This window comes from Marinomonas aquimarina, assembly GCF_900089755.1.
GTDB classification, from domain to species: domain Bacteria; phylum Pseudomonadota; class Gammaproteobacteria; order Pseudomonadales; family Marinomonadaceae; genus Marinomonas; species Marinomonas aquimarina.
In genome coordinates this window covers 26037-41769 of sequence record NZ_FLOC01000020.1, presented here as the reverse complement: position 1 = coordinate 41769, position 15733 = coordinate 26037, and the positions used below count along the sequence as shown (strand labels likewise).

Here is a 15733-nt window from a genome sequence, read left to right as displayed (position 1 = left end):
TCTACAAGAAGTTTAGTAACAAGCTATGTTACCTTTGTTCTTACGACGATCGCACTCCCGTTCATAGTTTTCGCAAGCCAGTACCTTGGTTCGAGACGGGTTGCTGATCGATTTACATTCACGCCATTTTTGACGTAGTTCGGCATCAGGGATGTCGGCAGAGGGTCCCCCGAACATATCACAGCCAGAAAGCGTAACGGCGGCGAGCAGTGCGCTGATTAAAAGGGGCTTTTGCATAGTCTGTCACTCCTAGTGCAACATAATGGGCCTAAATTTATAACAAGTTTGTATTTTATTCCTTAATGGATGTGCATTCTAATACGTTCTGGTAAAAAAGCGTAAACCATTAATTTATATAATATCTCAAGTGTCTGAGTTTATGATCGAATATCCTACTATTGAATCTATTATAGGCAATACGCCTGTAGTTAAGTTACAGCGAATTAATCCCAACCCAAGCAACACCATCTTGTTGAAGCTTGAAGGGCAAAACCCAGCGGGTTCGGTGAAGGATCGCCCAGCACTAAATATGATCGCTCAGGCCGAATTGCGTGGTGATATTAAGCCGGGTGACAGTCTTATCGAAGCGACCAGCGGTAATACAGGGATCGCCCTCGCGATGGCGGCAGCGATTAAGGGCTATGAAATGCACCTGATTATGCCGGATAACATGAGCCAAGAACGTAAATCTGCGATGTCTGCCTACGGTGCCATTTTGCACCTGGTCAGCAAAGAAGAGGGCATGGAGCGTGCTCGTGACTTGGCGTTAGAGATGGAAGCGGCTGGTAAAGGTAAGGTGCTGAATCAGTTTGGTAACCAAGACAACCCCAGTGCCCATTACGTTTCTACAGGGCCTGAGATTTGGCAACAAACTCAAGGGCAGGTGACACATTTTGTCAGTTCTATGGGGACCACAGGCACCATTATGGGGATTTCACGCTACTTAAAAGAGCAAAATCCTAAGGTCGAAATCATCGGTCTGCAGCCCTCTGAAGGCAGTAGTATTCCGGGCATCCGCCGTTGGCCGAAAGAATATCTGCCGACCATTTTCGATGAGAAGCGCGTCGATCGCGTGATGGATGTTGATCAACAAGATGCAGAAGTGATCATGCGTCGCTTGGCCACAGAAGAAGGCATTTTCTGTGGTGTGTCTTCGGGGGGCGCTGTCAGTGCTGCATTGCAGTTGTCCGAGCAAGTGAACGATGCCACCATCGTGGTGATCATTTGTGACCGTGGTGATCGTTACCTATCTACAGGCGTGTTTAACGCTGAGTAAAGTTTTGGCTTACCCTAGGTCGTCGAGTTCGAATAAGGTATTATCAACACATTATTTTTGTTGTTAGAGACGTTACCTTGAAACACCGATCGAATCGTCGAGCTCGACCCTCTCAGGATAAGCCTATCTCTTCCCCTATCCGCACTTTTACCATTGAGAATACCACCCATGAAGGGCATGGCGTTGCTCGTGAAAATGGCAAAGTGACGTTTGTCGAAGGCTCCTTGGCTGGCGAACAAGTGGAAGCGCGAGTCATCAAAGAAGGCCGCCAATTTAACCAAGCCATTCCTCTCAAACGCCTGCAGGACAGTCCGGCACGTGTACAGCCGCCTTGTCCGTATTTTGAACAATGCGGTGGCTGTCAGTTACAGCATATGGCGGTGGCGGCGCAGCGTGACCTAAAAGTGGACTGGCTCAAAGGGCAATTCCGTAAGCTATCCCTACCGGATGAAATGAGTCGCTTAGAAGGCCATGACTTTGGCTACCGTCGTCGTGCGCGCATCTCTGTGTTCGTTAAAAATGGTCAGGCGCAGATTGGCTTTCGTGCCAAGTCTTCCAACACCATTGTCGACATTGAACAGTGCCAAGTGTTGGCACCTGCTTTGCAAACAATCTATCCCGCGTTACGTGAACAATTAATAGCCACACCGTTGGTGGCCAAGCTGGGCCATATTGAGCTGTTGCATGATGAGCAAGGTGTTTGTGTGATCTTACGTCAGTCCCGTGACGTGTCGGAGTCGGATCAGCAGCCATTGGACGATTGGGCCAAAGCACAGGGGATAACGCTATTATGGCAGGTGCCAGAGCAGAAAAAAGTTGCAATCGACGCGCCACGACACTACACCATAGATAATTTAGCGTTGAACTTTCAGCCGCAAGATTTCATCCAAGTGAATGCTGAGATCAACCAAGCGATGGTGGCTCAGGCCATGTCTTGGTTGTCCTTATCAGCAGAGGATGTGGTGTTGGATCTATTTTGTGGCGCCGGTAACTTTTCCTTGCCGTTAGCAAAACGCGCTGGGCGAGTGTTGGCCGTGGAAGCAATTGAGTCCATGGTGGAAATGGGGCAAAGTAATGCGGCGCAGGCGCAGCTGGACAATCTAGAGTTCTTGGCGGCCGACCTGACACAGGCACCGCCCAATCGCTTGAAGAAAGCGAAAATCACTAAAGCCCTGTTGGATCCACCGCGGGCCGGTGCGTTTGAATTTTTACCAACGTTGGTGCGTTTGAAACCGCAGCAAATTTTGTATGTTTCTTGCAACGCTTCCACCTTAGCAAGGGATGCTGAGTACTTGGTTGAAAATGGATTTCGTGTGACCAAGGTGTGCATGATGGATATGTTTCCGCACACCTCGCACGTTGAAGCAATGATGTTGTTGCAGAAATAAGTTGTTACCAGAAGGGTAGTTATATGGTTACGGTAAGAAAGGATCACCCTGTTCTCGCAGACGGTAGTGTCGACATCGATGCATGGATGTCACAGTTTGCGGACAAAGTCGATGAAGCGAGTCGAGTGCCGCTAAGAATGGCCTGTGAATTAGCAAGGCAAGCGGAAGCTGCATCCGGTAGATCCTCTTATTGGGGGCCGCAGGCCAGTACCTTTCGTGCCGGATTAGAGATGGTCGAAATCTTAGCCGGCTTCCGTGCCGATCAGGATTCTCTGATTGCCGCTGCCCTATATCGCGTCGTGCGCGAAGACCAGTTGGTGTTGTCCAAAGTCAGTGATATGTTTGGTCGCAAAGTGGCGTCACTGATTGAAGGCGTGATTCGCATGGGCGAGGTGTCTAAAAACCTGTCCAAAGATACTACCGCGGAAGTGCTCGGTAGCCATGAAAACCAGCTTGAATCCTTGCGTAAAATGCTGGTGTCGATTATTGACGACGTACGTGTGGTCTTGATCAAGTTGGCGGAGCGTGCCTGCGCCATCAAAGAAGCCAAGCATCAGAGTGATGCCCGTAAAGAAGCGGTGGCTTTGGAGGTGCAGAGTGTTTATGCACCATTGGCGCACCGCTTAGGCATTGGTCATATCAAGTGGGAGCTTGAGGACCTGTCGTTCCGCTATTTGTATCCAGGTGAGTACAAGCGCATTGCGAAACTGTTGGATGAGAAACGTCTCGATCGCCAGCAGTTTATCGACGATGTGATTAGTGTGCTTAGAGAGCGCATGGAAGCCATCAATATTCATGCTGACATCAATGGGCGAGCGAAGCACATTTATAGTATCTGGCGTAAGATGCGCCGCAAGAATATTCCTTTTGATGAAGTCTATGACGTGCGTGCGGTGCGCATTCTCGTGGACGAGCCGATGCAGTGTTATGGCGTTCTCGGGATCGTACATAACCTCTGGAAGCCCATTCCACAGGAATTTGATGACTATGTCAGTAACCCCAAATCGAATGGCTACCAATCCTTGCATACTGCGGTCGTTGGGCCTGAAGGCCGGGTGCTAGAAATTCAAATTCGTACTCATAAGATGCATGAAGATGCGGAGCTTGGGGTGTGTGCCCATTGGAAATACAAAGGCACGGATTTGAGTTCGAACAGCTCAAGCTACGAAGAAAAATTGCAATGGCTGCGTACCATCCTCGATTTTCATGAAGTGCAGGGCGATCTCGAGTCGCTCAGCGAGCAGGTCATGAATGATATTGAGCAGGATCGTATCTATGTGTTTACGCCAGATGGCCACGTAGTTGACTTGCCAGTGAATGCCACGCCGGTGGATTTTGCCTACCGTGTGCATACGGAAATTGGTCACCGTTGTCGCGGTGCTAAAGTGAATGGCAAAATTATCTCCTTGGTCACGCACTTGAAGACCGGTGACAAGGTAGAAATTTTGACCACCAAAGAGGGTGGCCCTAGCCGTGATTGGCTGCATCCCACCCTTGGTTACGTCAACACTAACCGTGCGCGCGCGAAAATTCAGAGCTGGTTCCGTCGCGAAGATCGTGAGAAAAACCTCGAAGCAGGCCGCAGTGTGTTAGATAAACAGCTGAAACGTTTGGGTATCGAAGAAAATAAATTGGACTACGGTGCCATTGCCGAGCGTTTTAATTTCACCAGTGGTGAAGATGTCTATGTCTCACTCGGGGCGGGGGACATTCAACTGTCTCGCGTGCTGCGTGCGATCGATGATCTACATGGCTTAGACGGGGAACCGGCACCACGTCCAATCCGTCTGAAGAAAAGTCGTCATAAAACGTCGGATAATGACATCCATATCCAGGGTGTGGGCAAGTTATTGACGCAAATGGCAAAGTGCTGTTCGCCTATTCCGGGTGATGATATCGTCGGTTACATCACCCAAGGTCGCGGTGTTTCGATTCACCGTCAAGACTGTATCAACGCGGCACAACTGCAGTTGGAAGAGCCTGAACGCATGGTGCAAGTAAGCTGGGGTGAAGAGGTAGATAACCTCTACCCAGTGAACATTCGGGTACAAGCTTACGACCGTACTGGACTGCTGAATGACATTACCTCATTGCTGGCCAATGAGAAGGTCAACTTGTTATCAATGAATACCTTATCGGCAAAAGCGGATCATACGGCTGCTATTCGCTTCACCATTGAAGTCAGTGAAATCAGTTCGTTATCGCGCTTATTACATCGTATTAATCAGTTGCCTAACGTGCTGGATGTGTTCCGGGAGCGCGATCAGTGAAATACAGCCTAAATGACCTGCTGGCATTAATGACCATGTTGCGTGATAAGGAATATGGTTGCCCTTGGGATCAAAAGCAAAGCTTTGCCACGATTGCGCCTTACACCATCGAAGAAGCTTATGAGGTGATGGACGCCATCATTCGCGGCGACCGTAGTGACTTGAAAGACGAACTGGGCGATCTATTATTCCAGGTGGTGTTTCATGCGCAAATGGCCAGTGAGGAGAATCAGTTTAACTTCTCTGATGTGGTGCATGGCATCGTTGAAAAGATGCTGCGTCGTCATCCACATGTGTTTCCTGATGGCACCTTTGACAGTTACGCCACGCCCAATCCGCTTTCGGAGCAAGAGATTGGTGAACAATGGCAACAGATTAAGGCTCAGGAAAAGCACGCTAAAGGGCGTCACCAGCAGGGCTTACTGGATTCAGTGCCGAGCAGTATGTCGGTGCTTAGCCAAGCGGTGAAATTGCAAAAGCAAGCGGGCAAAGTAGGCTTTGATTGGCAGAATGTGAAACCGGTCTTCGCTAAGATTCGTGAAGAGCTTGACGAACTAGAAGAGGCCATAGAGCAGCTGTCTCAGGCTGAGGCGGAAGCAGAGATAGGCGACATCTTGTTTGCGGTCGCCAATCTTGCCCGTCATCTGTCGATCTCTCCAGAACAGGCGTTGATGCAAACCAATGTGAAGTTCCGTCGACGTTTTGCGTACATTGAAAACGCATTGTCAGAACAACAGAAGCCCCTGACAGATTGCTCGTTATCTGAGCTTGATCTGTTGTGGGAACAAGCAAAAGCCAACGGCTTATAAAAGTTAGACTCGCATAGCGGGCTTATTTAGAGAACTAAGGAGACGTATTGTGACCGATCGTCAAGCCTCGTTACGAGAAAACGTACGGTTGTTAGGGGATTGCTTAGGGGAAACCATGAGCAATCATTTGGGCGAACGATTCCTAGACACGGTCGAAAACATCCGCCGTTTGTCGAAAGAGGGCCGTCAAACTGGTGACTCCAGTGCTTTGATTGAAGCGTTAGAAGCGCTTGATGATCAGGATATTGTTCCGGTTGCTCGCGCGTTTAACCAGTTTTTGAACCTATCTAACATTGCCGAGCAGTACCACCGCGTACACCGTCGTCGTTCCAATGAAAGTAAAGGTATCTACAAAAACCCAATCGGGGATTTGTTGACTCGTCTTAAAGCGCAGAACTTTAGTGCTGAGCAAATGGTTGAAGCATTGCGTGATCAAGCGATTGACCTCGTCTTGACCGCTCACCCAACCGAAGTGGTACGCCGCTCGCTGATTCGTAAGTACGACAACATTTCTACTGAGTTAGAAGCGTTAGACAAAGACAATATTCTGCCGCTTGAGCAGCAGAAGCATGTGCGTCGTTTGAATGAAATCATCACTCAAGCATGGCATACCGACGAAATCCGTGAAGAACGCCCAACGCCAGTAGATGAAGCGAAATGGGGCTTTGCCGTGATTGAACAATCACTGTGGCAAGCACTACCACAATTCTTCCGTCAGTTAGATAAACAATTTAAAGAGCATACGGGTGAAGAGCGTTTACCGCTTGATCTAGCACCGATTCGTTTTGCCACTTGGATGGGCGGTGACCGTGACGGTAACCCGAATGTGACCCATAAAGTGACCGAAGAAGTGGTGATCCTAGCGCGCTGGAAAGCGGCTGATTTGTACCTAAAAGATTTGGTTGAATTGCGCGCTGAGTTTTCCATGACGGACTGCAACGCCGCGTTACGTGAGCGCGTTGGTGACAGCCAACAGCCTTACCGTGAAATCATTCGCAACCTAGAGCGTAAGATCGAGAAGACCAAAGCGTGGGCCAAAGCGAAGCTTGACGGTGAACGTGTGAGCGATGCAGGCGTTATGCTCGACAGTAAAGAGTTGATGGATGATTTGGTGCTTTGCTACCAGTCATTACTAGACTGCGGCATGAAAGTGATTGCCAATGGTTCGGTATTGGATTTGATTCGTCGCGTGGCAACCTTTGGCATGACCTTGGTGCGTCTAGATGTGCGTCAAGATTCGTCCAAACACATTGAAGCGCTATCTGCGATCACTCGTTTCTACGGCTTAGGCGATTACGCTGAGTGGGACGAAGCCTCTCGTCAGGCGTTCTTGCTAGCCGAGCTAAACTCGAAACGTCCATTGATCCCGACCAATGATTGGCAACCAGAGCCTATGGTGGCTGAGGTATTGAGTACCTTTAAAACCATCGCTAGTGGTTACCAAAACTCATTTGGTTCCTATGTCATTTCCATGGCGAGCTCGCCATCAGATGTATTGGCGGTAGCATTGCTACTAAAAGAGTCTGGCGTTAATTTCAACATGCGCATCGTGCCATTGTTTGAAACCCTAGCGGACTTGGATAATGCTGAGCCAACCATTGAGCAGCTGTTCTCGCTGCCTTGGTACAAGTCGTACATCAATGGTCACCAAGAAGTGATGATTGGTTACTCTGACTCGGCCAAAGATGCCGGTCAAATCGCGGCCACTTGGGGCCAGTACCGTGCCCAAGAAGCGTTAACGAATCTATGTAACAAGCACGGTGTTCACCTGACCTTGTTCCATGGTCGTGGTGGTACGGTGGGTCGTGGCGGCGGTCCTGCTCACGTAGCGATCTTGTCGCAACCTCCAGGTTCGGTGCAAGGTTCGATCCGTGTCACAGAGCAAGGCGAGATGATCCGCTTTAAGTTCGGTATTCCTGACATCGCGGTCCGCTCCCTAGAGCTTTACTGCTCTGCGGTATTGGAATCGTCTATGATTCCGGCACAAGGTCCGAATGAAGATTGGCGTGCCTTGATGGATGAGATGGCTGAAGAGGGGATGAATCAATACCGTTCGATCGTGCGCGGTCATGAAGACTTCGTTCCTTACTTCCGTACCATCACACCTGAACAGGAGCTGGCCAAGCTGCCGCTTGGTTCTCGTCCAGCGCGTCGTCGTTCTGACGGTGGTGTGGAGAGCTTGCGTGCGATTCCTTGGATCTTTGCTTGGATGCAGATTCGTATGATGTTGCCAGCTTGGTTGGGTGCGGAAAGTGCACTGCAACAGAGCATTGAATCAGGCAACCTTGAGAAACTGCGTGAAATGCATAAGAACTGGCCGTTCTTCAGCGCTTACCTAGACATGTTAGACATGGTATTGGCAAAAGCTGAGCCAGAAATCGCCGAATACTACGAGAAGCGTCTGGTACCAGCAGAGCTGCAAGGCTTAGGTCATTTGCTACGTCGCAAGTTGGATCAAGTGCGTGAGTTGGTGAAACAAATCAAACAGCAAGAACGCCTAATCGAAGACAATAAGACTATTCGTCAGTCGATCGATGTGCGTAACCCTTACATTGATCCATTGCATTACTTGCAAGCAGAGCTGTTGCATCGCAGTCGTCTCGATGGTGACAATGTGGCGGTCAATAAAGCGCTGATGATTACCATGGCAGGTATTGCCAGCGGGATGCAAAATACAGGCTAAACAAGGAACGAACGCCAGATATACCAAATATAGCCTGCCCAAACGGCACAAAACGACAAGTTTGTTTGCAAAGTTTGGGCAGGCTTCGGTATTCTAGCGGCCTCAAAAATTATAATTAGCGGGTGAAGCGATATAAATTCGCTCTATGTTGTGCACGTTTTAATCTAGTTTAAGAGCGTGCTTCACCCGTCTTGCCGATTTTACGCAGACTATTGGAGATAAATTATGCGAGTTATTTTGTTAGGAGCGCCAGGCGCAGGTAAGGGCACACAAGCTCAGTTTATTACTGAAGAGTTTGGTATTCCGCAAATTTCAACTGGCGACATGCTACGTGCAGCGGTGAAAGCGGGCACTGAGCTTGGCTTGAAAGCGAAAGCCGTAATGGATGCGGGTCAGCTAGTATCTGACGACATCATCATTGGCTTGGTAAAAGAGCGTCTTCAAGAAGCAGACTGTGCAAACGGTGCTTTGTTTGATGGTTTCCCACGCACTATTCCACAAGCGGATGCTTTGAAAGAAGCTGGCGTGGCAATCGATTACGTGGTTGAAATTGACGTAGCTGACGAAGAAATCGTACAGCGTATGAGCGGTCGTCGTGTTCACGAAGCGTCTGGTCGTACTTACCATGTGGTATACAACCCACCTAAAGTAGAAGGCAAAGACGACGAAACTGGTGAAGACCTAATTCAACGTGCCGACGACACAGAAGAAACCGTACGTAAACGTCTATCTATCTACCACGATCAAACAGCGCCTTTGATCGGCTACTACCAAGCTTGGCAACAAGAAGATGCGGCCACTGCCCCTCAGTTCGTTAAAGTGAACGGTGTCGGCGATCTAAATGAAATCAAACAAGGCTTGCTAGCAGCGCTTAAGGCTTAATGTCGCAATGACCGCTATTCTTGCTTTGGATACCTCAACGCCAGCCTGCTCGGTGGCGTTGATTCAAGATGGAGCCGTGCTGGAAGATTTCCGCATGGCGCCACGTCAGCATAACGATCTGATTCTGCCAATGGTGGATCAGATTTTGTCACAAGCAGGGTTAACCCTGGCGCAGCTCGATGCGATTGCCTTTGGTCGTGGACCGGGCTCTTTTACGGGGTTGCGTATCAGTGCCGGAGTCGTCCAAGGTTTGGCGTACGGCGCCGATTTACCTGTAGTACCAGTCTCGACCCTAGCCGCGATGGCGCTTGAGGCGCATCAAACGAGCTACCATGAAAATTGGTTGGCAGCGCTGGATGCACGCATGGGTGAAATCTACGTCGGTGGTTACCAGATCGCAAAACAAGACGATTTTTGGGTCGCCACAGAAACCTTTACTGAGCGAGTGATTGCCCCTGAGAATCTGACAACTATTGAGCAGGCCTATCAAGGGGTTGGCTCTGGCTGGATTTACCAAGAGCGCCTCAATGAGGTATTGCCTACGCCTGCGACTGAGGTATTGGCTGAGATTGCGCCTCGAGCGGCTTGTATTGCCCAGCTAGCGGCGTATGACTTTGCTCAACACAAAGTCGTCAGTGCCGATCAGGCATTACCGGTTTACTTACGTGATGAGATTACGTGGGAAAAACAACCTGCCCGTATCGGTAAGCGCTAATCAATGCTTTGGTATCACGTTGTTTTTCTAGCACTGATTCAAGGCCTCACTGAATTTCTCCCTATCTCAAGCTCTGCCCATTTGATCCTGCCTTCACAAGTGTTGAATTGGCCGGATCAAGGGCTAGCATTTGATGTGGCGGTGCATGTGGGGACCCTGATCGCTGTGGTGGGGTATTTCTGGCGTGATATCTACGGCATAGTCAAAGACTGGTTTGCGGCATTAGCGGGTGGTCAAAGCACTCAAAATAGCCGCTTAGGCTGGTGGGTGCTGATCGCGACCGTACCGGCCATGGTGGCTGGGTTGTGCTTCAATCACGCTATTGAAGCGCATCTGCGTTCCATTGAAGTGATTGCCTATACCACCATTGGCTTTGGCATACTGCTGTGGACTTCAGATCGCTTTTTTGCCAACCTCAAAGCGATCCATCAGTTAAACTTACCCAGTGTGCTGGTGATTGGTATCGCCCAAGCGTTCGCATTGATTCCTGGTACTTCACGTTCTGGGGTGACCATGACGGCGGCGCGTTTTATGGGTTTTAGCCGTGATGCCGCGGCACGCTTTTCTTTTTTATTGTCGATCCCCATTATCGTGGCGGCAGGCGGTTTGAAACTGATTGAGTTGTGCTCAGGGCAACAGGAATTCGCAGTCGATTGGCAGGCCCTGTTATGGGGAGTTGTACTCTCGGCCATTAGTGCTTATCTTTGTATTCATCTATTTTTAAAGTGGTTGAGTCAAATTGGCTTCTTGCCGTTTATGTTGTACCGCTTAGCGCTGGGCGCGCTTTTACTATGGTTGGTGAAGGTGAGTTAACAAATGAAGATTGGTGGTAATTTTCCTGCTATTCCTCAGGGCGGCTCGGATTACAGTCATCGTGCAAAAGTGCCGGCTGTGGTCAACCAGGAGCAACAGAGCGCGAGCAGCTCTATGCCCAGTCCCGTACAAAGTTTTGAGCAAGCTTCCAGTGCGCAATCCGCTCGATTTTTCAAAGTCGATGGGCTGAGTGCCTTGGCGCAGCAGGCCGTCGATGCTTACCAGTCAACAGAAGCGTTGTCTCCCAATAACCCCGTCATCAATTAATAGGTATCGATGTTTACGCCTAATGCTCTTGCGGTGGCCTATCGCAATTCTGACAGCCATGTCCGTGACTTGGCAGAACGTTTAGCACTGCCCAAATTCCGCTTAACCAGCGAACTCAAGTTTGCCACGCAATACGATTATCTACTGATGCATCAGGATGACGCCTTGGTGATCGCCAAAACAGGTAAAGGTGCACCCAAACCAGTGAGTGTTGAGTTGGCCAGTGGTGCCGTGGACCATCGGCGTAAATTTGGTGGCGGCAAGGGCCAAGACATTGCCAAGGCCTGTGGCCTGAATAAGCGCTCAAACCTAAGTGTCTACGATGCGACTGCGGGGCTTGGGCGTGATAGCTTTGTACTGGCCAGCCTTGGTTGTGAAGTGACCTTATTTGAGCGGGTTGGCTTTGTCCGCGAACTGTTATTTGACGGTCTTGAGCGGGCGCGTATGGTGGTGGATATCGAAGATATTATGGCGCGTATGACCTTGGCGAAGGGCACCATATTCGATATTGATGACGAAGAGTGTGTCGATGTGGTGTATTTAGACCCCATGTATCCACATAACGATAAATCTTCCGCCGCGGTGAAAAAGGAAATGGCATTTTTTCGCGACCTGGTGGGCCATGATGAGGATGCCGACGCCTTATTGCCACAAGCACAGCAATTAGCGCGTTATCGTGTCGTGGTCAAACGTCCAAAAGGCGCGCCTTACCTAAATGGTGAAGAACCCAGTTACCGTTTGGACGGTAAGTCTGGGCGCTTTGATGTTTACGTGAAACGCTCTTTGGATAATGACTCAGACTAATGGTTAATAGTGTGGTGGCTTTTCTATTGTACCGTTAATCCCAGAACTGGAATTGTCGCGTTGATCTTCTAAGCGTTTTGCGAGCAGCTTGATTTGTTCTTTGAGTAATAAAATATCCTGCTGTTGGTGGGTCAGCGCGCTGTTTAAAGCGTCGATGGTTTCTTCTTGAAACTGGCTGCGGATTTCCAGTTCGTCAATTCGGTTTAACAAGTCTGAGGTATTCATAAATGGCTGCTATATGGTAGTCTTCTTATGTGCTAAGTACTTAATTTCGCGCATCAATTAAACATCAACTAAACTTTTCATAGTGTTTAGCTGGCGCGATTTTTGCTGACATTATGTACGTTCTATTCAGTTCTTTAATGGTGGTTAGCGCTGCTTTTTCAATGGTGGGGTTTTTCTTTTTGAATATTGATCCAACGGTTGGAAGAAGTGCGGGGCGCACAACTAAACTGGTAGACGTGTATATTGGGAACAAATAACAAGAAAATCTTTAAACATATTCAAGGAACTCCAATGTTTTTATCAGTACGTGCATTTATCGTTAGTCTTATTTTTGCTTTGGTGACACCTCTTATTATTGCTCCTTTAGTGCAAGTTGAAATTGGTGAGCACTACCTAGTGTATTTTTTAGTTACCTTAGTCACAGTGTATCTTGGTGCTGTGCTGTCACGCTCAGAGGCTTCTGCTGAGGCGACGTCTACTGCGGATTCAGGTAATGATGAGACAGAAGTCGAAGAAGAGAATGATGACCGTGAAGTTGGTACGGTGAAATGGTTCAATTCTTCTAAAGGATTTGGTTTTCTAACGATGGACAATGGTGATGATGTGTTTGTGCATTACCGTGCGATTCGTGGACGCGGCCGCCGCTTCTTAATTGAAGGTCAAAAAGTTCGCTTTAATGTTACCGAAGGCGAAAAAGGCAAGCAGGCGGAAAACGTATCCATTGTCAAAAGTTAAAACAACGGGGGCAGCACTGATTGCCCCCATCATATAAAGAGAGGACATTATGGCTACTGTTACTTTGCAAGGTAATCCTTTGGAAACAGCTGGTGAATTGCCAGCAGTGGGTTCAAAAGCACCTAACTTTGAGTTGGTGAAAACGGATCTATCGACGACTGCATTGTCGGATTACGCAGGTAAGAAACTGGTTTTAAATATCTTTCCTTCAGTAGACACTGGTGTGTGTGCCGCGTCTGTGCGTAAGTTCAACGAAGCGCTGTCTAGCCTAGATAACACAGTGGTACTTTGTGTGTCAGCTGACCTACCGTTTGCGGCGGCGCGTTTCTGCGGTGCTGAGGGTCTAGAGAACGTTGTTTCTGGTTCGAGCTTCCGTGCCAGCTTTGGTCAAGATTACGGTGTGGAATTCTTCACAGGCCCGCTAACGGGTCTACTGTCTCGCTCTGTAGTGGTGATCAATGAGCAAGGCGAAGTGGTGTACACAGAGCAAGTGTCGGAAACCGCGGAAGAGCCTAACTACGACGCAGCGTTAGCCGCAGCGAACTAATCGATTCGAACGTTAGATAAACAAAAAGGTCGCCTAGGCGACCTTTTTTAATGTTTGTGGCTATCGCTAAGACGTTAGTCTACTTGCACTGGAATCGTGTTCGCTGTGCGTTCAACGGTATTGTCTTTGTTGCAGTACACCAGTTTGGGTTCAAAATGGCTCGCTTCTGCTTCATCCATTTGCGCGTAGGCGGCAATGATCACACGGTCACCTACTTGAACTTTACGTGCTGCAGCGCCGTTCATGGAAATCGTACCCGAGCCAGCCTCCGCTAGGATCACGTAAGTGTGGAAGCGTTCGCCGTTGTCGACATTGTAGATGTCGATTTGCTCGAATTCACGCAGACCGGCAAGCTTCACAAGATCGCTGTCGATGGCACAAGAGCCGTCATACCATAGCTCAGCTTGAGTGACGGAGGCCATATGAAGTTTGCCTTTCAGCATTGTAATTTGCATAGTATTTCTCTTACTCTTGATGTTTTCCAAGGAGGTGGCGTTGGTGTTATCGCCAGATATAGGGACCTTCGCCGTTAGCGTTGATACGCCACCAGAGATCTGGGTCTTCCTGCCCATCTTCTTGCCACCCTTGATAATTACAACGAACCTCGCACTGTAACGCTTCAAACGCACGCTTAGCGCATTCCATGTCGCTCTCCCAAGGGGTTTGCTCAGAGTCAAACCAAACGGAGGTGAAACGTTTACCTGCAGCTTGTTCCAGAATCGTCACGGGTATGTCACGCCCATTCCAATCTAAGTGCAGCTTGGTGGCGATGTCGCTCGGTTTACGCATATCTAGAACTGAGAAGTCTTGCTCCAGCCAACTGATGATACGCTCTGTCGGACACGACAAGAGATAGATTTCGATATCGGGCTGCATCGGATTAATCCTTCTTATTTAGCATGTGGTAGATACGCAATACGCTCATGGATAAATAGCCAATCAGCGACCAGACGACACCAAGGCCGGCTGTGATAAGGCCTACAAGGGCAATCAGTTCGCGCTGAATGGAGTCAATGACTAAATTATTTGCGACAAAAATCATGAGTACGCCAAAGGCGAACAAGAGTCCGCCTTGAATCAACTTCAGCAGCGCTAACCTTGGGTTTTGCCCCAATTTAAGTGCTAATTTATGAAGTAGGGCCAGTGGCTTACTCACAGTGTGCCTATTTTGCCATCAAGTTAGTCAAAATGCGCTGATAAATTAGGGAAAGTTGATTCAAACTTTCAGCGTCAACACACTCGTTAATCTGGTGGATAGTGGCATTGATAGGACCTAATTCCACCACTTGTGTACCCATTTTGGCAATAAAGCGCCCATCTGATGTGCCGCCAGAAGTGGACAGTTCAGGAGTGATGTCCATGGTCGCTTGCACCGCTTCGACCATCGCGTCGACCAGCTCGCCGGGTTTGGTTAGGAACGGTAGGCCATTGTAGGTCCACTCGATGTCGTATTGCAGTTCGTGCTTGTCGAGAATATGTAGCACGCGCTCTTTTAGATCATCAAAGGTTAGCTCGGATGAGAAGCGGAAGTTGAACTGTGCATGCAACTTACCCGGTACCACGTTTGTAGCACCTGTGCCCGAATTTAGGTTCGAGACTTGGAAGCTGGTCGGTGGGAAGAAGTCATTGCCGTCGTCCCAATGGGTGCTGGCTAGTTCTGCTAACGCAGGGGCCGCTAAATGGATTGGGTTAACGGCTAGGTGAGGGTAGGCTACGTGACCTTGTTTACCGTAAACGGTTAAGTCACCACTGAAGGAGCCGCGACGGCCATTCTTAATGATGTCGCCCAACGTTTTAGTGCTCGATGGTTCACCGACGATACACCAGTCAACCTTTTCATCACGTTCCATTAGCGTATCCACTACGCGTGTGGTGCCATCGACAAATGGACCTTCTTCATCACTGGTGATCAGGAATGAGATTTGCCCGTCGTGGTCTGGGTGCTCGGCAACAAAGTTTTCCACTGCAGTGACCATGGCGGCAAGGCTGCCTTTCATATCGGCTGCGCCACGACCAAATAGCACACCATCAACGATTTCAGGTTCAAATGGCGGTACTTTCCACTCGCTTTCAGGGCCCGCTGGCACCACATCAGTATGGCCGGCAAAGCATAGGTTTGGTCCGCTGCTGCCGCGTTTGGCATAGAAGTTTTTCACATGGCCAAAGGGCATGCGCTCTACCACAAAGCCGATTTTTTCTAAGCGTTCAATCATCAGCTCTTGGCAGCCTTCGTCCTCAGGCGTGACAGAAGGGCGGGAAATCAGGTCTAGGGCCAATGCTAGAGTGGGCGTAAGTTGCGTCATTCTTTACCTTTGCGTT

The 15733-nt window shown here is 49.1% G+C and carries 18 protein-coding genes; 12 read left to right on the top strand and 6 right to left on the bottom strand.

The annotated features are described in order from the left end of the window. Positions 1–12: 12 nt before the first annotated feature. Positions 13–237, bottom strand: coding sequence for a hypothetical protein (locus tag MAQ5080_RS15155; protein ID WP_067212223.1), 225 nt, complete (start codon positions 235–237; stop codon positions 13–15). A 142-nt stretch (positions 238–379) separates the two neighbouring features. On the opposite strand from MAQ5080_RS15155, the gene cysM reads away from it, so the two are divergent. From cysM to MAQ5080_RS15105, 10 genes are all read left to right on the top strand, one after another. After that, a complete protein-coding gene (cysM, locus tag MAQ5080_RS15150; RefSeq protein WP_067212228.1) occupies positions 380–1276 on the top strand; it encodes a cysteine synthase CysM in 897 nt (298 codons plus the stop codon). Between the two features lie 77 nt (positions 1277–1353). Then, on the top strand, positions 1354–2664 hold the full coding sequence (gene rlmD, locus MAQ5080_RS15145; protein WP_082861139.1) for a 23S rRNA (uracil(1939)-C(5))-methyltransferase RlmD: 1311 nt from the start codon (positions 1354–1356) through the stop codon (positions 2662–2664). 23 nt (positions 2665–2687) lie between these two features. After that, the gene (gene relA / locus MAQ5080_RS15140; RefSeq protein WP_067212231.1) at positions 2688–4934 is read left to right on the top strand and encodes a GTP diphosphokinase; all 2247 of its coding nucleotides are present in this window, start codon (positions 2688–2690) and stop codon (positions 4932–4934) included. Then, positions 4931–5743, top strand: a complete 813-nt coding sequence (gene mazG, locus MAQ5080_RS15135) for a nucleoside triphosphate pyrophosphohydrolase (RefSeq protein ID WP_082861140.1) — start codon at positions 4931–4933, stop codon at positions 5741–5743. Before relA ends, mazG begins: the two co-directional genes overlap by 4 nt. A 49-nt stretch (positions 5744–5792) precedes the next feature. Further along, on the top strand, positions 5793–8426 hold the full coding sequence (gene ppc, locus MAQ5080_RS15130) for a phosphoenolpyruvate carboxylase (protein WP_067212234.1): 2634 nt from the start codon (positions 5793–5795) through the stop codon (positions 8424–8426). A gap of 225 nt (positions 8427–8651) precedes the next feature. Next, on the top strand, positions 8652–9308 hold the full coding sequence (adk, locus tag MAQ5080_RS15125; protein WP_067212237.1) for an adenylate kinase: 657 nt from the start codon (positions 8652–8654) through the stop codon (positions 9306–9308). 7 nt (positions 9309–9315) lie between these two features. Continuing rightward, the gene (gene tsaB, locus MAQ5080_RS15120; protein WP_067212243.1) at positions 9316–10023 is read left to right on the top strand and encodes a tRNA (adenosine(37)-N6)-threonylcarbamoyltransferase complex dimerization subunit type 1 TsaB; all 708 of its coding nucleotides are present in this window, start codon (positions 9316–9318) and stop codon (positions 10021–10023) included. 3 nt (positions 10024–10026) lie between these two features. Continuing rightward, positions 10027–10836 (top strand): undecaprenyl-diphosphate phosphatase, encoded by an 810-nt coding sequence (locus MAQ5080_RS15115; RefSeq protein WP_067212246.1) that lies wholly within the window; start codon positions 10027–10029, stop codon positions 10834–10836. A 3-nt stretch (positions 10837–10839) separates the two neighbouring features. Then, positions 10840–11103 (top strand): hypothetical protein, encoded by a 264-nt coding sequence (locus MAQ5080_RS15110; RefSeq protein ID WP_067212250.1) that lies wholly within the window; start codon positions 10840–10842, stop codon positions 11101–11103. A 9-nt stretch (positions 11104–11112) separates the two neighbouring features. Further along, a complete protein-coding gene (locus MAQ5080_RS15105; protein ID WP_067212253.1) occupies positions 11113–11907 on the top strand; it encodes a class I SAM-dependent methyltransferase in 795 nt (264 codons plus the stop codon). A 3-nt stretch (positions 11908–11910) separates the two neighbouring features. Here the strand turns inward: MAQ5080_RS15105 and MAQ5080_RS15100 are convergent, their stop codons facing one another. Further along, a complete protein-coding gene (locus tag MAQ5080_RS15100) occupies positions 11911–12132 on the bottom strand; it encodes a SlyX family protein (RefSeq protein WP_067212256.1) in 222 nt (73 codons plus the stop codon). 291 nt (positions 12133–12423) lie between these two features. On the opposite strand from MAQ5080_RS15100, the gene MAQ5080_RS17695 reads away from it, so the two are divergent. Beyond that, entirely contained in the window at positions 12424–12867 is a 444-nt protein-coding gene (locus MAQ5080_RS17695) for a cold-shock protein (RefSeq protein WP_067212259.1), read from the top strand. Between the two features lie 49 nt (positions 12868–12916). Continuing rightward, the gene (gene tpx / locus MAQ5080_RS15090; RefSeq protein ID WP_067212265.1) at positions 12917–13414 is read left to right on the top strand and encodes a thiol peroxidase; all 498 of its coding nucleotides are present in this window, start codon (positions 12917–12919) and stop codon (positions 13412–13414) included. 74 nt (positions 13415–13488) lie between these two features. Here the strand turns inward: tpx and panD are convergent, their stop codons facing one another. From panD to dapE, 4 genes are read right to left on the bottom strand one after another with little or no spacing between them, the layout of a single operon-like run. Continuing rightward, on the bottom strand, positions 13489–13869 hold the full coding sequence (panD, locus tag MAQ5080_RS15085) for an aspartate 1-decarboxylase (RefSeq protein WP_067212268.1): 381 nt from the start codon (positions 13867–13869) through the stop codon (positions 13489–13491). A gap of 46 nt (positions 13870–13915) precedes the next feature. Continuing rightward, entirely contained in the window at positions 13916–14290 is a 375-nt protein-coding gene (locus MAQ5080_RS15080) for a hypothetical protein (RefSeq protein WP_067212270.1), read from the bottom strand. 4 nt (positions 14291–14294) lie between these two features. Next, the gene (locus MAQ5080_RS15075; RefSeq protein WP_231870854.1) at positions 14295–14570 is read right to left on the bottom strand and encodes a hypothetical protein; all 276 of its coding nucleotides are present in this window, start codon (positions 14568–14570) and stop codon (positions 14295–14297) included. A 7-nt stretch (positions 14571–14577) separates the two neighbouring features. After that, complete coding sequence (dapE, locus tag MAQ5080_RS15070) at positions 14578–15717, bottom strand: succinyl-diaminopimelate desuccinylase (protein ID WP_067212274.1); 1140 nt, start codon at positions 15715–15717, stop codon at positions 14578–14580. Positions 15718–15733: the final 16 nt, after the last annotated feature.

Coding starts and splice junctions, on each gene's coding strand:
- tsaB (WP_067212243.1), top strand. CDS start 9,316: ATGACCGCTATTCTTGCTTTGGATACCTCAACGCCAGCCTGCTCGGTG.
- cysM (WP_067212228.1), top strand. CDS start 380: ATGATCGAATATCCTACTATTGAATCTATTATAGGCAATACGCCTGTA.
- relA (WP_067212231.1), top strand. CDS start 2,688: ATGGTTACGGTAAGAAAGGATCACCCTGTTCTCGCAGACGGTAGTGTC.
- MAQ5080_RS15105 (WP_067212253.1), top strand. CDS start 11,113: ATGTTTACGCCTAATGCTCTTGCGGTGGCCTATCGCAATTCTGACAGC.
- dapE (WP_067212274.1), bottom strand. CDS start 15,717: ATGACGCAACTTACGCCCACTCTAGCATTGGCCCTAGACCTGATTTCC.
- adk (WP_067212237.1), top strand. CDS start 8,652: ATGCGAGTTATTTTGTTAGGAGCGCCAGGCGCAGGTAAGGGCACACAA.
- MAQ5080_RS15080 (WP_067212270.1), bottom strand. CDS start 14,290: ATGCAGCCCGATATCGAAATCTATCTCTTGTCGTGTCCGACAGAGCGT.
- panD (WP_067212268.1), bottom strand. CDS start 13,869: ATGCAAATTACAATGCTGAAAGGCAAACTTCATATGGCCTCCGTCACT.
- MAQ5080_RS15100 (WP_067212256.1), bottom strand. CDS start 12,132: ATGAATACCTCAGACTTGTTAAACCGAATTGACGAACTGGAAATCCGC.
- MAQ5080_RS15115 (WP_067212246.1), top strand. CDS start 10,027: ATGCTTTGGTATCACGTTGTTTTTCTAGCACTGATTCAAGGCCTCACT.
- MAQ5080_RS15155 (WP_067212223.1), bottom strand. CDS start 237: ATGCAAAAGCCCCTTTTAATCAGCGCACTGCTCGCCGCCGTTACGCTT.
- MAQ5080_RS17695 (WP_067212259.1), top strand. CDS start 12,424: ATGTTTTTATCAGTACGTGCATTTATCGTTAGTCTTATTTTTGCTTTG.
- tpx (WP_067212265.1), top strand. CDS start 12,917: ATGGCTACTGTTACTTTGCAAGGTAATCCTTTGGAAACAGCTGGTGAA.
- MAQ5080_RS15110 (WP_067212250.1), top strand. CDS start 10,840: ATGAAGATTGGTGGTAATTTTCCTGCTATTCCTCAGGGCGGCTCGGAT.